Source organism: Dactylosporangium sp. CS-047395, assembly GCF_050942185.1.
Lineage (GTDB): Bacteria > Actinomycetota > Actinomycetes > Mycobacteriales > Micromonosporaceae > Dactylosporangium.
The window spans coordinates 5,184,507-5,198,944 of the sequence record NZ_CP192015.1 but is presented as its reverse complement, the minus strand read 5'-3'; the positions used below and the strand labels follow the sequence as shown (position 1 = coordinate 5,198,944).

21 protein-coding genes and 1 pseudogene are annotated in these 14,438 nt (G+C 70.9%); 13 read left to right on the top strand and 9 right to left on the bottom strand.

Translation table 11 applies throughout. The annotated features are described in order from the left end of the window. Position 1: 1 nt before the first annotated feature. Positions 2-427: a VOC family protein gene (locus ACQP00_RS24550; RefSeq protein ID WP_433222836.1), complete on the top strand. Its 426-nt coding sequence runs from the start codon at positions 2-4 to the stop codon at positions 425-427. Here the strand turns inward: ACQP00_RS24550 and ACQP00_RS24545 are convergent. Both ACQP00_RS24545 and ACQP00_RS24540 read right to left on the bottom strand, forming a co-directional pair. Continuing rightward, positions 384-767 carry a nuclear transport factor 2 family protein gene (locus tag ACQP00_RS24545; protein ID WP_433222834.1) on the bottom strand — a complete coding sequence of 128 codons (384 nt, stop codon included), beginning with the start codon at positions 765-767 and terminating at the stop codon, positions 384-386. The genes ACQP00_RS24550 and ACQP00_RS24545 overlap by 44 nt on opposite strands. Positions 768-882: 115 nt before the next feature. After that, positions 883-1,203, bottom strand: coding sequence for an ArsR/SmtB family transcription factor (locus tag ACQP00_RS24540; RefSeq protein ID WP_433223971.1), 321 nt, complete (start codon positions 1,201-1,203; stop codon positions 883-885). A gap of 99 nt (positions 1,204-1,302) precedes the next feature. On the opposite strand from ACQP00_RS24540, the gene ACQP00_RS24535 reads away from it, so the two are divergent. Continuing rightward, entirely contained in the window at positions 1,303-1,752 is a 450-nt protein-coding gene (locus ACQP00_RS24535) for an ArsI/CadI family heavy metal resistance metalloenzyme (RefSeq protein ID WP_433222832.1), read from the top strand. Positions 1,753-1,772: 20 nt separating this feature from the next. Here the strand turns inward: ACQP00_RS24535 and ACQP00_RS24530 are convergent, their stop codons facing one another. Next, positions 1,773-2,204 carry a hypothetical protein gene (locus ACQP00_RS24530; RefSeq protein ID WP_433222830.1) on the bottom strand — a complete coding sequence of 144 codons (432 nt, stop codon included), beginning with the start codon at positions 2,202-2,204 and terminating at the stop codon, positions 1,773-1,775. Positions 2,205-2,328: 124 nt separating this feature from the next. Between ACQP00_RS24530 and ACQP00_RS24525 the strand changes: the two genes are divergently transcribed. Then, a complete protein-coding gene (locus tag ACQP00_RS24525) occupies positions 2,329-3,594 on the top strand; it encodes a hypothetical protein (protein ID WP_433222828.1) in 1,266 nt (421 codons plus the stop codon). On the opposite strand, the gene ACQP00_RS24520 is transcribed toward ACQP00_RS24525, so the two are convergent. After that, positions 3,591-4,220 carry a cytidylate kinase family protein gene (locus tag ACQP00_RS24520; protein ID WP_433222826.1) on the bottom strand — a complete coding sequence of 210 codons (630 nt, stop codon included), beginning with the start codon at positions 4,218-4,220 and terminating at the stop codon, positions 3,591-3,593. The genes ACQP00_RS24525 and ACQP00_RS24520 overlap by 4 nt on opposite strands. A 3-nt stretch (positions 4,221-4,223) precedes the next feature. Next, a complete protein-coding gene (locus tag ACQP00_RS24515; protein WP_433222824.1) occupies positions 4,224-4,649 on the bottom strand; it encodes an organic hydroperoxide resistance protein in 426 nt (141 codons plus the stop codon). A gap of 102 nt (positions 4,650-4,751) precedes the next feature. Here ACQP00_RS24515 and ACQP00_RS24510 point away from each other — a divergent pair, with 102 nt between their 5' ends. The 3 genes from ACQP00_RS24510 (at position 4,752) to ACQP00_RS24500 (ending at position 6,712) form a co-directional block, all read left to right on the top strand. Continuing rightward, positions 4,752-5,654 carry an AraC family transcriptional regulator gene (locus tag ACQP00_RS24510; RefSeq protein ID WP_433222822.1) on the top strand — a complete coding sequence of 301 codons (903 nt, stop codon included), beginning with the start codon at positions 4,752-4,754 and terminating at the stop codon, positions 5,652-5,654. Positions 5,655-5,698: 44 nt separating this feature from the next. After that, complete coding sequence (locus tag ACQP00_RS24505; protein ID WP_433222820.1) at positions 5,699-5,824, top strand: hypothetical protein; 126 nt, start codon at positions 5,699-5,701, stop codon at positions 5,822-5,824. A gap of 366 nt (positions 5,825-6,190) precedes the next feature. Continuing rightward, a complete protein-coding gene (locus ACQP00_RS24500; protein ID WP_433222818.1) occupies positions 6,191-6,712 on the top strand; it encodes a hypothetical protein in 522 nt (173 codons plus the stop codon). Here ACQP00_RS24500 and ACQP00_RS24495 read toward each other — a convergent pair. Further along, positions 6,709-7,122, bottom strand: a complete 414-nt coding sequence (locus tag ACQP00_RS24495; protein ID WP_433222816.1) for a hypothetical protein — start codon at positions 7,120-7,122, stop codon at positions 6,709-6,711. The genes ACQP00_RS24500 and ACQP00_RS24495 overlap by 4 nt on opposite strands. Positions 7,123-7,243: 121 nt before the next feature. Beyond that, positions 7,244-7,921, bottom strand: a pseudogene (locus tag ACQP00_RS24490) (MFS transporter); the annotation flags it as partial. 68 nt (positions 7,922-7,989) lie between these two features. Between ACQP00_RS24490 and ACQP00_RS24485 the strand changes: the two are divergent. Beyond that, the gene (locus ACQP00_RS24485; RefSeq protein WP_433222814.1) at positions 7,990-8,496 is read left to right on the top strand and encodes a MarR family winged helix-turn-helix transcriptional regulator; all 507 of its coding nucleotides are present in this window, start codon (positions 7,990-7,992) and stop codon (positions 8,494-8,496) included. Between the two features lie 264 nt (positions 8,497-8,760). Here the strand turns inward: ACQP00_RS24485 and ACQP00_RS24480 are convergent, their stop codons facing one another. After that, positions 8,761-9,324 carry a hypothetical protein gene (locus ACQP00_RS24480; RefSeq protein ID WP_433222812.1) on the bottom strand — a complete coding sequence of 188 codons (564 nt, stop codon included), beginning with the start codon at positions 9,322-9,324 and terminating at the stop codon, positions 8,761-8,763. Positions 9,325-9,398: 74 nt separating this feature from the next. Between ACQP00_RS24480 and ACQP00_RS24475 the strand changes: the two genes are divergently transcribed. From ACQP00_RS24475 to ACQP00_RS24455, 5 genes are all read left to right on the top strand, one after another. Next, positions 9,399-9,779 (top strand): ArsR/SmtB family transcription factor, encoded by a 381-nt coding sequence (locus ACQP00_RS24475; protein ID WP_433222810.1) that lies wholly within the window; start codon positions 9,399-9,401, stop codon positions 9,777-9,779. A 282-nt stretch (positions 9,780-10,061) separates the two neighbouring features. Further along, positions 10,062-10,526, top strand: a complete 465-nt coding sequence (locus tag ACQP00_RS24470) for an SRPBCC family protein (protein WP_433222808.1) — start codon at positions 10,062-10,064, stop codon at positions 10,524-10,526. Next, on the top strand, positions 10,514-11,071 hold the full coding sequence (locus ACQP00_RS24465) for a dihydrofolate reductase family protein (RefSeq protein WP_433222806.1): 558 nt from the start codon (positions 10,514-10,516) through the stop codon (positions 11,069-11,071). Before ACQP00_RS24470 ends, ACQP00_RS24465 begins: the two co-directional genes overlap by 13 nt. Before the next feature lie 47 nt (positions 11,072-11,118). Next, entirely contained in the window at positions 11,119-11,628 is a 510-nt protein-coding gene (locus ACQP00_RS24460; protein WP_433222804.1) for a hypothetical protein, read from the top strand. 181 nt (positions 11,629-11,809) lie between these two features. Further along, entirely contained in the window at positions 11,810-13,051 is a 1,242-nt protein-coding gene (locus ACQP00_RS24455; protein ID WP_433222802.1) for an MFS transporter, read from the top strand. Here the strand turns inward: ACQP00_RS24455 and ACQP00_RS24450 are convergent. Beyond that, entirely contained in the window at positions 12,992-13,984 is a 993-nt protein-coding gene (locus ACQP00_RS24450; protein WP_433222800.1) for a hypothetical protein, read from the bottom strand. The genes ACQP00_RS24455 and ACQP00_RS24450 overlap by 60 nt on opposite strands. 18 nt (positions 13,985-14,002) lie before the next feature. Here ACQP00_RS24450 and ACQP00_RS24445 point away from each other — a divergent pair, with 18 nt between their 5' ends. Then, a complete protein-coding gene (locus ACQP00_RS24445; protein WP_433222798.1) occupies positions 14,003-14,437 on the top strand; it encodes an NUDIX domain-containing protein in 435 nt (144 codons plus the stop codon). Position 14,438 lies beyond the last annotated feature (1 nt).

Genomic DNA, 14,438 nt, shown 5'->3' with positions numbered 1-14,438 from the left:
CATGGAGCAGCGCATCACGCTCATCACGCTGGGCGTCACCGATCTGCCGCGGTCCAAGGCCTTCTACGAGCAGCTGGGCTGGACCGGCCAGGAGGCCGAGGAGACCGTGTTCATGCAGGCGGGCGGCTCGGCCCTGGTCCTGTGGAGCCGCGCCAAGCTGGCCGCCGACTCGGGCGTCGCGGACAGCGCTTCCACGGGGTTCGCCGGCTTCACGCTCGCGCACAACGTCCGTTCCTCGGCCGAGGTCGACGACATCATGACCGTGGCCGCCGCGGCGGGCGCTACCGTCACCCGGCCGGCGTCCTCGACCTTCTACGGCGGCTACGCGGGGTGCTTCGCGGACCCGGACGGGTACATCTGGGAGATCGCGCACAATCCGGGGTTCACGCTTGCTGCGGACGGGTCTCTGACGCTGCCGGAGTTCTGATTTCCATCGCTTGCACTCGCGCGCCGCTGAACCGATAGACGTGGGTGACCATCTGGTCGGCCAGGAGCGCGTCGTCCTTGCCGCGCACGACTTGGTGCACCGTGACGGCGATCCGGCCGTCGGGCTCTTCGGCGAATCCTTCGGGCGTGACCGTGGGGTTGATTTCGGCCCACTGGCGGAGCCAGTAGTCGCGCACCTGCTCCCTTCCGTGGACGGTGCCGCCCTCCCAGCCGTTGGGCCACTCGACGTTCTCGGTCATGGCGTCGAGGAGAGCGGGGATGTCACGGGCGTTGAAGGCAGCGTAGAGCTCCTCCAGGAGGGCTTGCTGCGGCGAGTCCATGGGGTCAACCCTGCTACAGGGGCGCGCCTTGCGGAAGGCCGTTCGCCCTGCCCTCGCCGCTCGCACTTGCGGCGTGCCTCCCACGGTGCACGGGTGACGAGCGGGCCGGGCACGGTCAGGCGCCGGCCTGGGCGGTGACCGCCGAGGTGTCGAGCAGCTTCGACAGCGCGGCGAGCTGGGCCGGGACGACCCAGTAGTAGACCCAGGTCCCGCGCCGCTGGCAGTCGACGAGGCCGGCCTCGCGCAAGACCTTGAGGTGGTGCGAGATCGTGGGCCCGGTCAGGGTGAACGCGTCGGTCAGGTCGCACACGCAGACCTCGCCGCCGGCGCGGGCGGCGATGAGCGACAGGAGCCGCAGCCGTACCGGATCGCCGAGCGCCTTGAACCCGCGGGCCAGATCGACCGCAGCCGTTTCGCTCAGCGCCTCGCTGACCATCGGCAGTTCTTGTCTCGACACTCGTCTAGTTTGACATCCGTCTAGACAGCGGTGCAAGCTTTGTTTAGATGGATGTCTAGGCAGAGGCGAGGTCATCTCATGTCGCGTGTACAGCTGGCGCTGCGGGTCGCCGACCTGGAGGGTTCGGTCGCGTTCTACTCGAAGCTGTTCGGGGTCGAGCCGGCCAAGCGCCGCCCGGGCTACGCCAACTTCGCCGTTGAGCAGCCGCCGCTGAAGCTCGTCCTCCTCGAAGGCGAGGCCGGTCAGGACACGGTGCTCGACCACCTCGGCGTCGAGGTGTTCGCCGCCTCGGAGATCACCGCCGCGACGACGCGCCTGACCGAATCCGGGCTGATCACGTTGGAGGAGAACGACACCGAGTGCTGCTACGCCTTGCAGGACAAGGTGTGGGTCCGCGGCCCGGGCGACGAACGCTGGGAGGTCTACGTCGTCAAGGGCGACGCCGACCAGCTCGAGAAGGCGCCCGACAGCGCATGCTGCGCCGAAGCGGCAGCCGTGAGCGACGAACAGACCCACAGCGCACCGTGACGTCCGTGGTGCGTCAAAGCTCACGTGGTGTGCGAGATGGCCGCGAGCACAAGGTCGTGCGGCCACTCATCGTGCAGCACCCGGTCGAGCTCCACCGACGAAGAGCTGTCGCAGTACGGCGTCTCGTCCGGATCGCGCACGATCGCCCGTACCGGCGCGGCCAGCAACCCCCACGGCGGCACAGCATTCGCGAGGTACCCAGCCACCACAAGGTCCCGATACTCCGGCGCGAACCAGACTTTCGCGATCGTCTGCAGGTCGGCCGGATCAACGCCCAGCCAAACCCCGAACGTCACCATGTGCCCGCCGGTCAGCCGCACCGGCAACAAAGCGCGCACAAACGCGCCCACGCCCGGGATCTGCATCAGCACCGACGATCGGGCGGTCGCGCCGGTCATCCACGTGCCCGGAGTGTGCTCCTGCTCAGGCAGGTCGAGCACCGGATCCGGCAACGTGAAGCGGACATGCCGGTCGTGCGCGTCAACGGGACGGCCGCAGGACGGGCAGTCGGGAGTCACGGACAGCAGTGTGGCAGGTCGGCTGTTCGAAGATCAACCTGTGCTGTAGCTTGCCGTCGTGATCAATGGGGAGCGCAGCGAGCTGCGGCCCGTCGAGGTGGTCGGCGTGCGTGGGTCGTTGCTGCCGCCGGCGCTCACGCCGCTCGAACCCGAAGGGCCGCCGGCGAAAGGGCGGGGGCTGCTGTTCGGGTTCATCGGCGCTTGTTTGGTCGGTGCGCTGCTCATCGTCGGCTTCCGGGGCGCCCGGCCGGAGTCGCCGGCAGCCGCGCCTTCGTCCGAGCCGGCCGTCAACCTTGTCACTCGCGCGCTCGCCGAGCAGAGCAAGGCGCTGCTCGCCGGGGACCTCGGCGGCTTCCTCGGCCCGGTGGCCTCCCACCTCCGCAGTGAGTTCGTCCTCCGCTACGCGTCGCTGCGCGAACTCGGGGTCGCGGCGTGGACCGCGAAGCCCGACGGCGCACCCCAAGATCTCGGCGGTTATCACTGGAAAGTCAAGGTCGCCATCTCGTACTGCCTGGGCGCCGCCGACTGCGTGCCAGTGCAACTGCTCCTGCCCAGCACCTGGCTCGTCGTGGAGGGCAAGGCGCTCATCGCCGAGTTCCAGCAGACGGTCCTGCCGTGGGAGATGACGCCGCTGCGGGCCAAGGCCGGGCAGCGGGTCATCGTGGCGGCGCCGTTGGAGTTCGAGGGGCGGATCGCGCCCGTGCTCGCCGCGGCGGAGCGGGCCGCCGAGGTCGCTGATCGGTTCGCGCGGTGGAACGCGCCGCCCAAGCGGTACGTCGTCTTCATCGCCGGCGGCCACGAGTGGCAGCAGTGGTGGAACGGCGAGTCCGACGAGGAGGTCGACGGGTACTCCGAGGGCTCCTACGGCGTCGCCATCAAGGCCGACCTCGCCGACGAGCAGCTGCCCGGCCTGCTGGCGCACGAGTTCACGCACGTCGTGAGCCTCGGCGACGACTACGGCGACGCGAACACCTGGTGGCTGACCGAGGGCCTCGCGGAGTACGCCGCCGAGCGTGGGGGCTGGCCGCGCGGGCGGGTGCCGGCCGTGCGGGAGTACGTCAAGGACGGCTGGGACGGCTCGTTGACGCTCGGCGCGATGCCGAAGGACGTGCCGGCCGAGGAGTGGCAGGCGCGGTACGGCATAGCCCTGCTCGCCGTGCAGTGCCTGGCGAAGCGCTTCGGGGAGGACCGGATGCTCGACTTCTTCGCCGCCGTCGTGCGCGGGCGGTCCACCCCGGAAGCGGCGTCCCCCAAAGCGTTCGGCACGGACTGGGCGGCGGTCGCGGCCGGTTGCGTCACCCAAGTCAGAAATGCTCGCGGCTAGGTTTCGACGACGAAGTCGGCGCGCTCGGCCGGAGCCACGCGAGCGAAGTACAACCGCTGCGCCGGAATGTACCGCTCCCGCCAGCGCCGTTCGACCTGCGCCCGCGAGGAAATCGCCTGCTCGCGGAGCACCGCGCGGTCCACGGTCTTGTCGAACGCGACCGACAGGAAGACCCGCAACTCCCACCGGTCGAACAGTTCCGGGCGTTGCAGGAAGACCCCGTCGAACACCAGGACCGCGTCGACGGAGGCGGAATTTCGAGGCGGGGACAGTACGATATCGGCTTGGGGATCGTAAACGGCGACCTGGAACCGCCGGTCCCCGCCCGGACCCAACGGATCGAGCAGCACCCGGTTGAGCGATTGATGGTCGTGGGTGTCGAAGTAGCAGCCCTCGGCCGAGAACTCGCCGCGCCGGTAGCGCCGGGCCCGCGGGAAGAGAAAATCGTCTATCGATGCGCGGATGACCTCGCGGCCCTGGGCGCGCAGGACCGCGGCCAGTTCGTCGGCGAGCGTAGTCTTGCCCGCTGCGGGCGGTCCGTCGATCGCGACCCGCGTCGGGTGGCCGGCGTCGATCGAACCGACGGCCGCGGCCAGCCGGGCGACCACCTCGTCGCGGGTGCTCATGGGCTACGACAGTATCCGCAGTTCGACCGGAATGTTGCCGCGCGTGGCCCGGGAATACGGGCAGACGGCGTGCGCGGCGTCCGCGAGCTCCTTCGCCGTGCCGGGCGCGACGTTGGGCAGCGCGACGACCAGCGTCACCGCCAGCCCGACGTTGCCGTCCTCCTCGTTGCCGATGCTGACGTGCGCGGTCACGGTCGACCCGCGCACGTCCGCGCCGGCCGGGCGGGCGACGAGCCGCAGCGCGCTGTGGAAACACGCGGCGTACCCGCACGCGAACAGCTGCTCCGGGTTCGCGCCCGCGCCGGTCCCCCCGAGCGCCGGCGGCATCGCGAGATCGAGGTCGATCCGCCCGTCCGACGTCACGACGTGACCGTTGCGCCCGTCCCCGCTGGAAAGAGCCTCGCCGGTGTACAGGATGTTGATCGTCATACCGCCAGCCTAGGAACGCTCGCGCCCCGACTGCATGGCTCGACGTCTGCGATTCATGTCCCATCGTCTCGTGGCAGTCATCTCGCCGATACGATCGGGAAAATGGACGTCCTCAGCGACGCGATCGGCGTCATGCGTACGGGCCGCCCGCACTCCAGCGAGATCCGCAAGCGCGCCCCGTGGGGCGTGCGCGCCGAACCGTTCACGGGCGCGGGTTTCCACGTCGTCCTGGAGGGCACCTGCTGGCTGATCCCGCCCACCGGCGAGCCGCTGGCGCTGAGCCCCGGCGACGTCGTGTGCCTGCCCCACGGCTGCGGCCACGCACTCGCCGACACCCCGTCGACGCCGCTCGTGGGCGTGCCCTCGGCCTCCCTCGCGAACGTGCGGCCGACCACCGACAAAGGCGAAGGAGCGGCAACGGTACTGCTCTGTGGCGCGTACACCCTCGACCGCACCCGCCCCCATCCGCTCTTCGCGGAACTGCCCGACGTCATCCACCTGCCGGCCCGCGCGGGCCACCGCTCCCCGCTGCACGCGGCAGTCAACCTCCTCGGCGACGAGGTGGCCAACCCCGAACCCGGCTCCGCGGCCGTCGTGGCGGCCCTGCTGGACATGATGCTCCTGTACATCGTCCGCGCCTGGCTCGCCGACGCCCCGCCTACGGGATGGGCCGCCACCCTGAGCGACCCACCCATCGCCACGGCCCTGCGCCACATCCACGACCAGCCCACCGAACCGTGGACCGTCGCAACCCTGGGCGCGCGGGCCGGCCTGTCCCGGGCGGCGTTCGCCCGCCGCTTCACCGCCCTGGTCGGTCAGCCCCCACTGGCCTACCTGACCTGGTGGCGCATGACCCTGGCCGCACGCCTCCTGCGCGACACCGACAAGCCGATGCAGACGGTGGCTCAGCGCACCGGGTACACGTCGGAGTTCGCCTTCGCCAAGGCCTTCAAACGCGAACACGGCCTGGCGCCGGGCCGCTACCGCCAACAGTCGAGAAGCTAGCCACCACGGACCCAGATGACCTCGCCGGCCAGCCCTTCGACGTCGTGCGCACCATCCGCGACGACATCGAGCAGACGCCCACGCTGCGGCACCATGGCGAAGGCGCTCCCGGTCGCGCATTGTCGACGCTGCTCGACACCTCGACCGTCACCGCCGAGGCCGGCGCGTGAACCGTGCCCGGCCCGCTCGTCACCCGTGCATCGCGGGAGGCACGCCGCAAGTGCGAGCGGCGAGGGCGGGAAACCTCGACGGTGATCTCACCGGCCACGAGTCGTGGCCAAGGCACCTCGTGCGGCCAGGCTCAAATCATTGTTCTTCCTCCCTGAGAGATAAAAGCTTGTCGCTTTTCGCTTTTGACTCTTCGGGCTCGCACCGCGCAGGACCGTCGGCGGCCGGACCCGGCCTCAGCGGAGACCACGGATCCGCCCGTAACGGTTCTGGACCATCGCGCGAAGAGACTTCGCGGACGTGGACTGACGCCGGCCCCGCGAACCTGTACGGTAGCCGCCGGGATCTTGGCGTGAGAGGAACTGCCGATGGGCGCGTCCGGCTGGCACTACACCGTCGACTACCGGGACGACATCAACGCCGCGCTGCAGCAGTTGCGGCGGGAGGTCTACGAGCGGGGCGAGTACTACAAGCAGCAGCCCAGCGAGGATCTCGACATGACCGAGGCGGAGTTCCGGGCGAGTCTCGGCGAGCCCGATGAGGACGATGACGGCCGGTACGAGTTCATCATCGAGGACTGGCTCGACCGCAAGTCGCGGCCTGTGGCGGTCGATCCGGACACGCTGCTCGCCTCGCAGCCGGAATCCGGGACGCACTCGATCATCGACATGGCGAACGGGGTTTCGGCGGAGCCTCGGTTCGCGACGGTGTCGCCGTTGCCGGTGGACGGGCTCGTCCACACGTTCGGGACGGCGACACCGTCGTCCGAGCAGGTGCAGGCGTGGATCGTGAACTGTGGCGACCGGGAGCGGTGGGTCGGCACCTATGTTGTCAGCTTCCGCGACGGTACGCCCGACCGCCTGCATTTCTGCGGCTTCTCCGGCGACTAGGCCGGCACTGTCGCCGGTACGGGCGCCGGTGCCCGGGTGAGCCGCCGGGTGCCCGGGATGAGCAGCTGCGACAGCGCCGCGACGAACAGCACGGCCGCGCACACGGTGAGGACCCGGTCGATGCCGTACGCGTGGGACAGCGGCCCCGCCAGCACGTTGCCGATCGGCATGGCGACGAACGACGTCACGGTGTCCCAGGCGCCGACGCGGCCGAGGGCGCGGTGCGGGACGTTGTCCTGGATGGCGGTCTCCCAGGCGACGTCGAAGTAGATGAGGCCGGCGTACCCGATGACGGCGCCCGCGAGGACGGCGACCAGCTCGGCGGGCCACACGTAGGCGAGGGCCCACAACGGCATCAGCAGCAGGGTGAGCCAGCCGGCCCGCAGCAGGCGGCGGGGCTTGAGGCGCATCGCGACGGCCGCGCCGATCAGGCCGCCGAGCCCCTCGGCCGACGCGATGAACCCGGGCGGACGTGGCGCCGCCGAGGCGTTCGATGGCGACGACCTGGACCAGGACGAGAATGACGCCGTTGGCGATATGGTACAGCGTCGCGCCGAACAGCCCGCCCACCAACCAGTCGCGGCCGCTCACCTCGCGCCATCCGTCGGCCAGCTCACGGAACATCGGCGCGCGGGGACCCCGCTCGGCGCGCACGCGCAGCAGCAGCGCGGCGGCCATCGAGGCGAGGAAGCTGGCCGCGTTGACGGCGAAGCCGGCCGGGGCGCCGAGCGCGGCGACGGTGAGCCCGCCGAGCGCGGGGCCCGCCAGCGCACTGCCGGTCTGCAGCATGCTGAACGTCGCGTTCGCCGCCTGCCGCCGCTCGACCGGGACGAGCAGCGGCTTGAGCGCGATCATCGCCGGGCTGAAGAAGCTGCCGGCGCCGGCCGAGACGGTGGCGAGGGCGCACAGCAGGAGCAGGTGGTAGCCGCCGGCGGCGAACATGACCGCCATCCCGGCCGCGCAGAACAGGCGGACCAGGTCGGAGACCACCATGACGCGCTGGGGCTGCAACCGGTCGGCCCAGACGCCGCCGAAGAGGGTACAAGCGAGCATGGCCATGACGGAGCAGGCCATGACCAGGCCGAGGTCGCGTGCGCCACCGCCCGCCCGGACGACGGCGACCGCGAGCGCGACGGTCTGGAAGCCGTTGCCGACCCAGGAGAGGGTCTGACCGGCGGCGAGCAGCCGGAAGTCGGAGATCCGCGTCATGGCTCCAGACGCTAGTTCATCGTTTAACTATTGACCAATGAATAATCAAGCGATGGCAGAATGGCCGCATGACGGAGGCACGGGACCAGGTCGACGACCACGTGGCGCGCTGGGCGGTGTTCTGGCACGACAACCCGGCGTTCGTGCCGGAAGTCGAGGGCGCATTGGTACGGATGGGCCAGATCCTCCGCCACATGCGCCGCGCCGACGCCGTGGCGTTCGCCGATGCCGAGGACTTCACGCAGGAGGACTACCGGACGCTGCACGCGCTGATGGTCCAGCCGTACCCGATCGAGGCGAGCCCCGCGCAGCTCGCCGACGCCACCCACGTGACCCGCGCCGCCATGACCAGGCGCCTCGACCGGCTGGTGGCCGCCGGCCTCGTACACCGCGAGGTCGACGCGACCGACCGCCGCCGGATCATCATCCGCCCGACCACCGAGGGCCGCGCGGCCTGGAACCGCTACATCTTCGAGGGCATGGCCCGCGACCAGCAGCTGCTCGCCGCCCTCTCCCCCGACGAACTCCTGCAGCTCAACGCCCTGCTGCGCAAGGTGATGGTCGCCCTGGACTGAAAACCGGCCCGGGCCTCGAGTTCAACGGGCGGCGGCGCCGACCGGGCCGACGGGGCACGCACTTGTGATCGGCGGGGCCCAAGCGCCCGAGCCCGAGCCCGAGCCGGAGCCCGAGCCGGGCATGGGCGGCCGGACTCATCGGCGCCGACCGGGATGGCGGTGCCGACGGCGGACCTGCGGACGCCGCGGCGGCCGACGCAACGACGCAAGCTAAAACGGCGACGCAACCCGAAGCAGCAGTGCGACGGCAGATGCGGTGGGCAGTCAGGCCGGTGGGTCGTCGCGGAACAGGTGGTCCCGCACGCCGCGGCCGCCCCAGCGGGTTGCCGTGAGTTCCGGGCGCGGGCGGTACGGTTCCGGCGCCCAGCGTCGCCACTCGCTGTCGTCCGGGGCGTCGTCCCAGTCGGCGATCGACGCGAACGGCACCGGGCCCGGAACGTTGTCGGCGCGCGGTTCCCGGGTCACGGCGGCGGGATGGAAGCGCGTCTCCTGCGCCACGCAGCAGTCGTCGGTCCGGAACGCGACCGGGGCGCCGCACCGCTCGCAGGCGATACAGAGGGTCGAGCCCGCCAGGGACCAGCAGCCGATCTCCACCAGGTCGTGGACGAACCGCGTGCCGCGCAGGTCGCCTGGGGACAGGACGAAGGTGCCGGTGATGCGCTCCCGGCGGTACGGGGCCTGGTCGAGCGCGTACGTGCCCGGCGCGAGCAGCGGCGGGTTCACGCCGTGGTGGTCCAGGCGCGACCAGTGCGGCGGCGCAGGCAGCTCGACCAGCCGCACCGGCACGCTCAGCGCGTTGTCGCACGCGGTGCACCGGAACACCTCCACCCACGCAGGGTGACCCGACCGGGATGGTCTTGACAACCGTATTCGCGCGGCCATACGTTTAACGAGATTGTTAAATGATGGAGGTACGGGTGGCCGGCACCGATCAGCTCAGCCTGGTGTTCGCGGCGCTCGCCGATCCGACGCGGCGGGCGATCCTCGCCGGGCTGGCGGAGGGTGACGCCACGGTCACCGAGCTCACCGCGCCACTGGCGATCTCGATGCCGGCGGTGTCGCGGCATCTCAAGGTGCTCGAGCACGCTTCGCTCATCTCGCGGGCGCGGTCGGGCAAGTGGCGGGCCAGCCGGCTCGAAGCGGCGCCGCTGCGGGAGGCGGCGGACTGGATCGAGCGGTACCGGCGGTTCTGGGACGTCTCGCTCAACCGGCTCGACGCGCACCTCGCGGCGATGCAGGAAACCGCGCCGGAAACCGCGGAAACTGCGGAAACCGCCACGTAGGAAGCCCGGCAAGCGCAACAGGAAGCGCGGCAACGCGACTCGGAAACCGCGGAAACGACGGAAACCACGGAAACCGCCATGCGGGCACGCGGAACACGGAAACCGCCATGCGGGGAACGCGGAACACGGAACACGGAAACCGCCATGCGGGGGACCTGGAACACGGAACCTACGGCGCCGGAATCCACGGAAACTGCGCAACTGCGGAAAGCCAAGGAAACTGCCGGAAACCGCGGAAAGCCGAGGAAACCGCGGGAAGACGCGATATGAGAGGACGGCCGAGTGCGACAGTTGCGCATCTCCCGCGTGTTCGATGCGCCGCGAGCGCTCGTCTACCGGGCCTTCACCGAACCCGAGCACCTGGCCGCGTGGTGGGGACCGATCGGCAACACCCTGCCGCCCGAGGACATCGCCTTCGACGTGCGTACCGGCGGGTATCAGCGGTGGGTGGAGATCAACGCCGACCAGCCCGGCCTCCGCGTGGAGGTCCGGGTCGAGCTGACCGACGTCACCGACGGTGAGCTGCTCGAGGGCGTGATGCACGTCGGCGGGCGGCTGCCGGACGGGTTCGGGCCGCACGTGACCCGGCTGCGGGTCGAGTTTCACGACGAGCCCGGTGGGCGGACCCGGCTGGAGATCCGCCAGTGGGCCGGCGACGACCTCGTCGAGCCGGCCCGGGCGGGATGGGACCAGGCGTTCACGAAGCTGGACGCCTCTTTGCAGAAAGCGAGAACATGGCCAACCTGATCTACCTGACGAACTGCTCGCTCGACGGGTACATCGAGGACGAGCAAGGCGAGTTTTCCTGGTTTCCGCCGGACGCGGACGTGTTCGCGTTCACCACCGAGCAGATGCGCTCGGCCGGGACGCTGATGTACGGGCGCCGGCTGTACGAGGCGATGTCCGTCTGGGAGACCGACCCGTCGCTCGCCGCGCGGTCCGCGGAGATGGCGGAGTTCGCGAGCGTCTGGCGCGCGCCGGAGAAGGTCGTCTACTCCACGAAGCTCACCGCGGTGTCCACGGCGAACACCCGGCTCGTGCCCGAGTTCGATCCGGCAACGGTACGGAAACTCAAGGAAACCGCCGACCGCGACTTCCTGATCGGCGGGGCGAACATCGCCGCGCGGGCGTTCGAGGCCGGCCTGGTCGACGAGTGCCGGCTGCTCGTCTGGCCGGTGCTCGTCGGCGGCGGCAAACCGGGGTTGCCGCGCGGCGTGCGCACGAATCTCGAACTGCTCGAGGAGCGCCGGTTCGGCAACGGCGTCCTGTACGTGCGCTACGGCGTGGGCTGACCGTTCGGGCGACGCCCCCGTGCGGCCGCAGACCGGATGATGGCGCCATGTTCACGAGCTCCCCGGCCCGCCTGGCCGCGTACTTCGCCGTCGCGGCGGTCGGGGTCTGGCTCAGCGTCGCCCTGGTGTTCGGCACCGTATCCGCCCTGGTCGGCGGGTCGATCGGGCGCGCCGCCGGCTTCTGGCTCGATCCGAGGGCGCTGCTCGTGGCGGGCCTTGCGCTCGTGGTGCCGTTCGTGCGGATGGTCCGCCGGCCGTACTGGGTCACGCTGAGCCCCGACGGCGTGGCCATCGGCGCCGGGAACCGCCGTACGGTGCTGCTGCCCCGCGAAGGCGTCGAGTCGGCCACCGTCCACGGCCGCTCGGTGTTCGCCACGGTGCATGTCGTGCTGCGCGGGAACACGTTTGCCGTGGAGGAGCCGGGGCCGGGTCGCCCGCCGGTGACGCGGGTCTGCGACGGGCGGTTCGGCTACCAGATCCCCGCCGGCCTCTTCCCCGGCGGCGCCGAAATGGTGCTCGCGAGGCTGCGCGCGGAGGGTGTCCCGGTCGCCGGTTGACGGCGATGAAACGCCGCACCCAGAGGACAGCCCGGCAACCGGTTGACGGCGATGAGACGCTGCACCCCGAAGGTAGCCCGACAGCCGGTTGACGGCGTCGACGGCGATGACGGCGATGAAACGCCGCACACGGAAGGTATCCCGGTTGCCGGTTGCCGGCGATCATGATGGGGTCGAGGACGTGCTCTGGACCGGAAACTTCACGCGGTACTTCCTTGCCCGCACCGTTTCCGTCTACGGCGACGCGATGCTCGTGGTCGCCTCCGCGCTCGCCGTCGGGCACCTGTACGGCGCGACCGGCGTCGGCTTGGTGCTCGCCGCGTTCACGGTCCCGTTCGTGGCGAGCGTCCTGTTCGGCGGGGTGTTCGCCGACCGCATCGGTGCGCGCCCGCTCATGCTCGGCGCCGACCTCGTCCGCCTGCTCGCGCAGGGGGCGGTGGCGGTGGCGTTTTTCACCGGTACACCCGCGCTCTGGCTGTTGCTTGTCTGCTCGGCCGTGCACGGCGTGTCGTCGGCGGCGTTCCAGCCCGGGGTGAACGGCATCATGCCGCTCGTCGCGACCGATCTGCACCGTGCGAACGCCACCATCAAGGTTGCGCAATCGATTGCCCAGTTGCTCGGACCGGCGACGGCCGGCGTGGTGTTCGGGCTGTTCGGGGCCGGACCGCTCTACGCCACGGATGCGGCGACGTTCGCGGTGAGCGCGGCGTGCCTGGCCACGCTGCGCCTCGGGGTGTTCCCGCGCGCCGACGGGTCCACGTCGCCGCTGCGCGATCTGGTCGGGGGCTGGCACGAGTTCCGGGCCCGCACCTGGATCTGGAGCGTCATCCTGGTCTGGATCGTGTACGGCGTGCTGCTCTTCGGCCCGCTCATCCCCCTCGGCTCGGTGCTGATCAGCGGCCGGCTGGGCGCGGCCGCGTACGGCTGGACGGAGACCGGCCTCGCCGCCGGTGCGCTGCTCGGCGGGCTGCTCGCCCTGCGCCTGCGCCCCGCCCGGCCGCTCACCGCCGGCGCGATCGCGATGTTCGGCTACGGCCTGCTGCCACTCGCGATCGCGCTGCACGCCGGCCTGCCGTTGCTGCTCGCGTCGGCGGCGGTGAACGGCGCGGCGTGGGCGTTCTGGTCGGTGATGTGGCAGACGAGCGTGCAGACGCACATCGCGCCGGCGATGCTCAATCGCATCACGTCGTACGAAATCTTCGGTTCCGACGGCAGTCTCCCCGTCGGGCAGGCCCTCGCGGGACCGGTCGCGGCGCTGCTCACGGCCGAGGCGGTGCTCGGCTTCTCGGTCGCCGTCAGCGTCGCGGGCTGCGTGGCGCTGCTGCTCATCCCCGCGGTGCGCGGCCTGCGCCGGGTCGAGCCCTCACTCGTTGAACCACGCCCAGACGTCAGTCTTGCCCGGCACCCCGGCGGCGCCGAATAGTTGCGCCACGGCGTTGCGGTTCGCCTCGATCCCCTGCCCGTCGCCGAGCACCCCGCGCTCGACCAGCGCCTGGAAGCACGCGGCGAGACGGTCGGCCGGAGCGCCTCCGGGTTCGATTTCCAGAAGAGCCCGCAGGTGTACCGTCAGCGCCTCCAACGACGCGAACGGCGTCTCGACGCTGTAGGCGTACTCGCGCCCGGGATCGCCGGCCCGCGCGTGGTAGTCGTAGAACTCCCGGAACGCAATCTTGTCGTCGATGGCGGACACGAGCAGCGTGAGCGAGAACGTGCATCCCGCGCCGGCGCGGAACGTCGACAACAGCTGGTACCGATGCTCGATCCGCTCTTCGAACTCGATCCCCAGGGCGCGGTAGAGGCCCATAATCCGCTCGATCTGGCCGCCCGTCGCCTCGGTGAACGCCGCGACGAACCGTCCGATCCGGTCGTCCTTGGCGCCGGACGGCCCGGCGAGGTGCGCGGTGATGCGCTCCAGCGCGTCGTACTCCACGACGATGTGCCGCTTCGTCTCACCCGGCTGGTACACGGTGACCGCTATCTGCGGCGCCCGCCCGTCCGGCGTCACGACGAGATGGACACCGGCCGCGAGCGGCACCCACGGCACGCTGCTGGACCGCCGCACCGGCAGCCCGGCCGCCGCGAGCAGCTCCGCGACCCGATCCCGGGCCGCCATCGGCGGCAGCTCGAGCCGGCCGCGGTTCGCGAGGTCGGCCACGGCCGCGACGATCGGCCCGGGATCGGTGTCGAGCCGCGCCTCGGCACGGAACGACGCGTAGCGCCCCAACCATCCGGGCCCGTCCCCGGCGTACTTCTCGAGGAAGACGAGCCGGCTCGGACCGTCGTGAATGGACACTGTGAGCGTACGCACCCGCCCGTCCGTGCCCGTCGAGGTGTGCAGAACCTGCTCCGCGCTCATGCCAGTACGGTAGACAGGGTGCGCCAGAGTGCCCGCGCGATCCTGCTCGACGACCGGTCCCGCCTGCTGCTCATCCGCCGCACCCGCGCCGACCGCCCCGTCTACTGGAGCACCCCCGGCGGCACCGTCGAGCCGACCGACCCCACCCTGGAGTCCGCGATGCGCCGCGAGCTGCTGGAGGAACTGGGCGCCACGGCGGGCCCGGCACGACTGGTCTTCACCACGACCCGCACCTTCGACGACGGCACTTCGGCCCGGCAGCACTTCTTCGTCTGCCGCCTGCACACCCTGGACCTGTCCCGCCGCTGCGGCCCCGAGTTCGCCCGGCCGGACCTCGGCGGCTTCGACCTGGAGCGGATCGTGGTGGGCGGGGACGGTACCGTCGGCGTCAATCTCCAACCGCCGGCGCTGCAAACCTTCATCGCGGCGAACTGGCCGGCGCTCGCCACCTGAG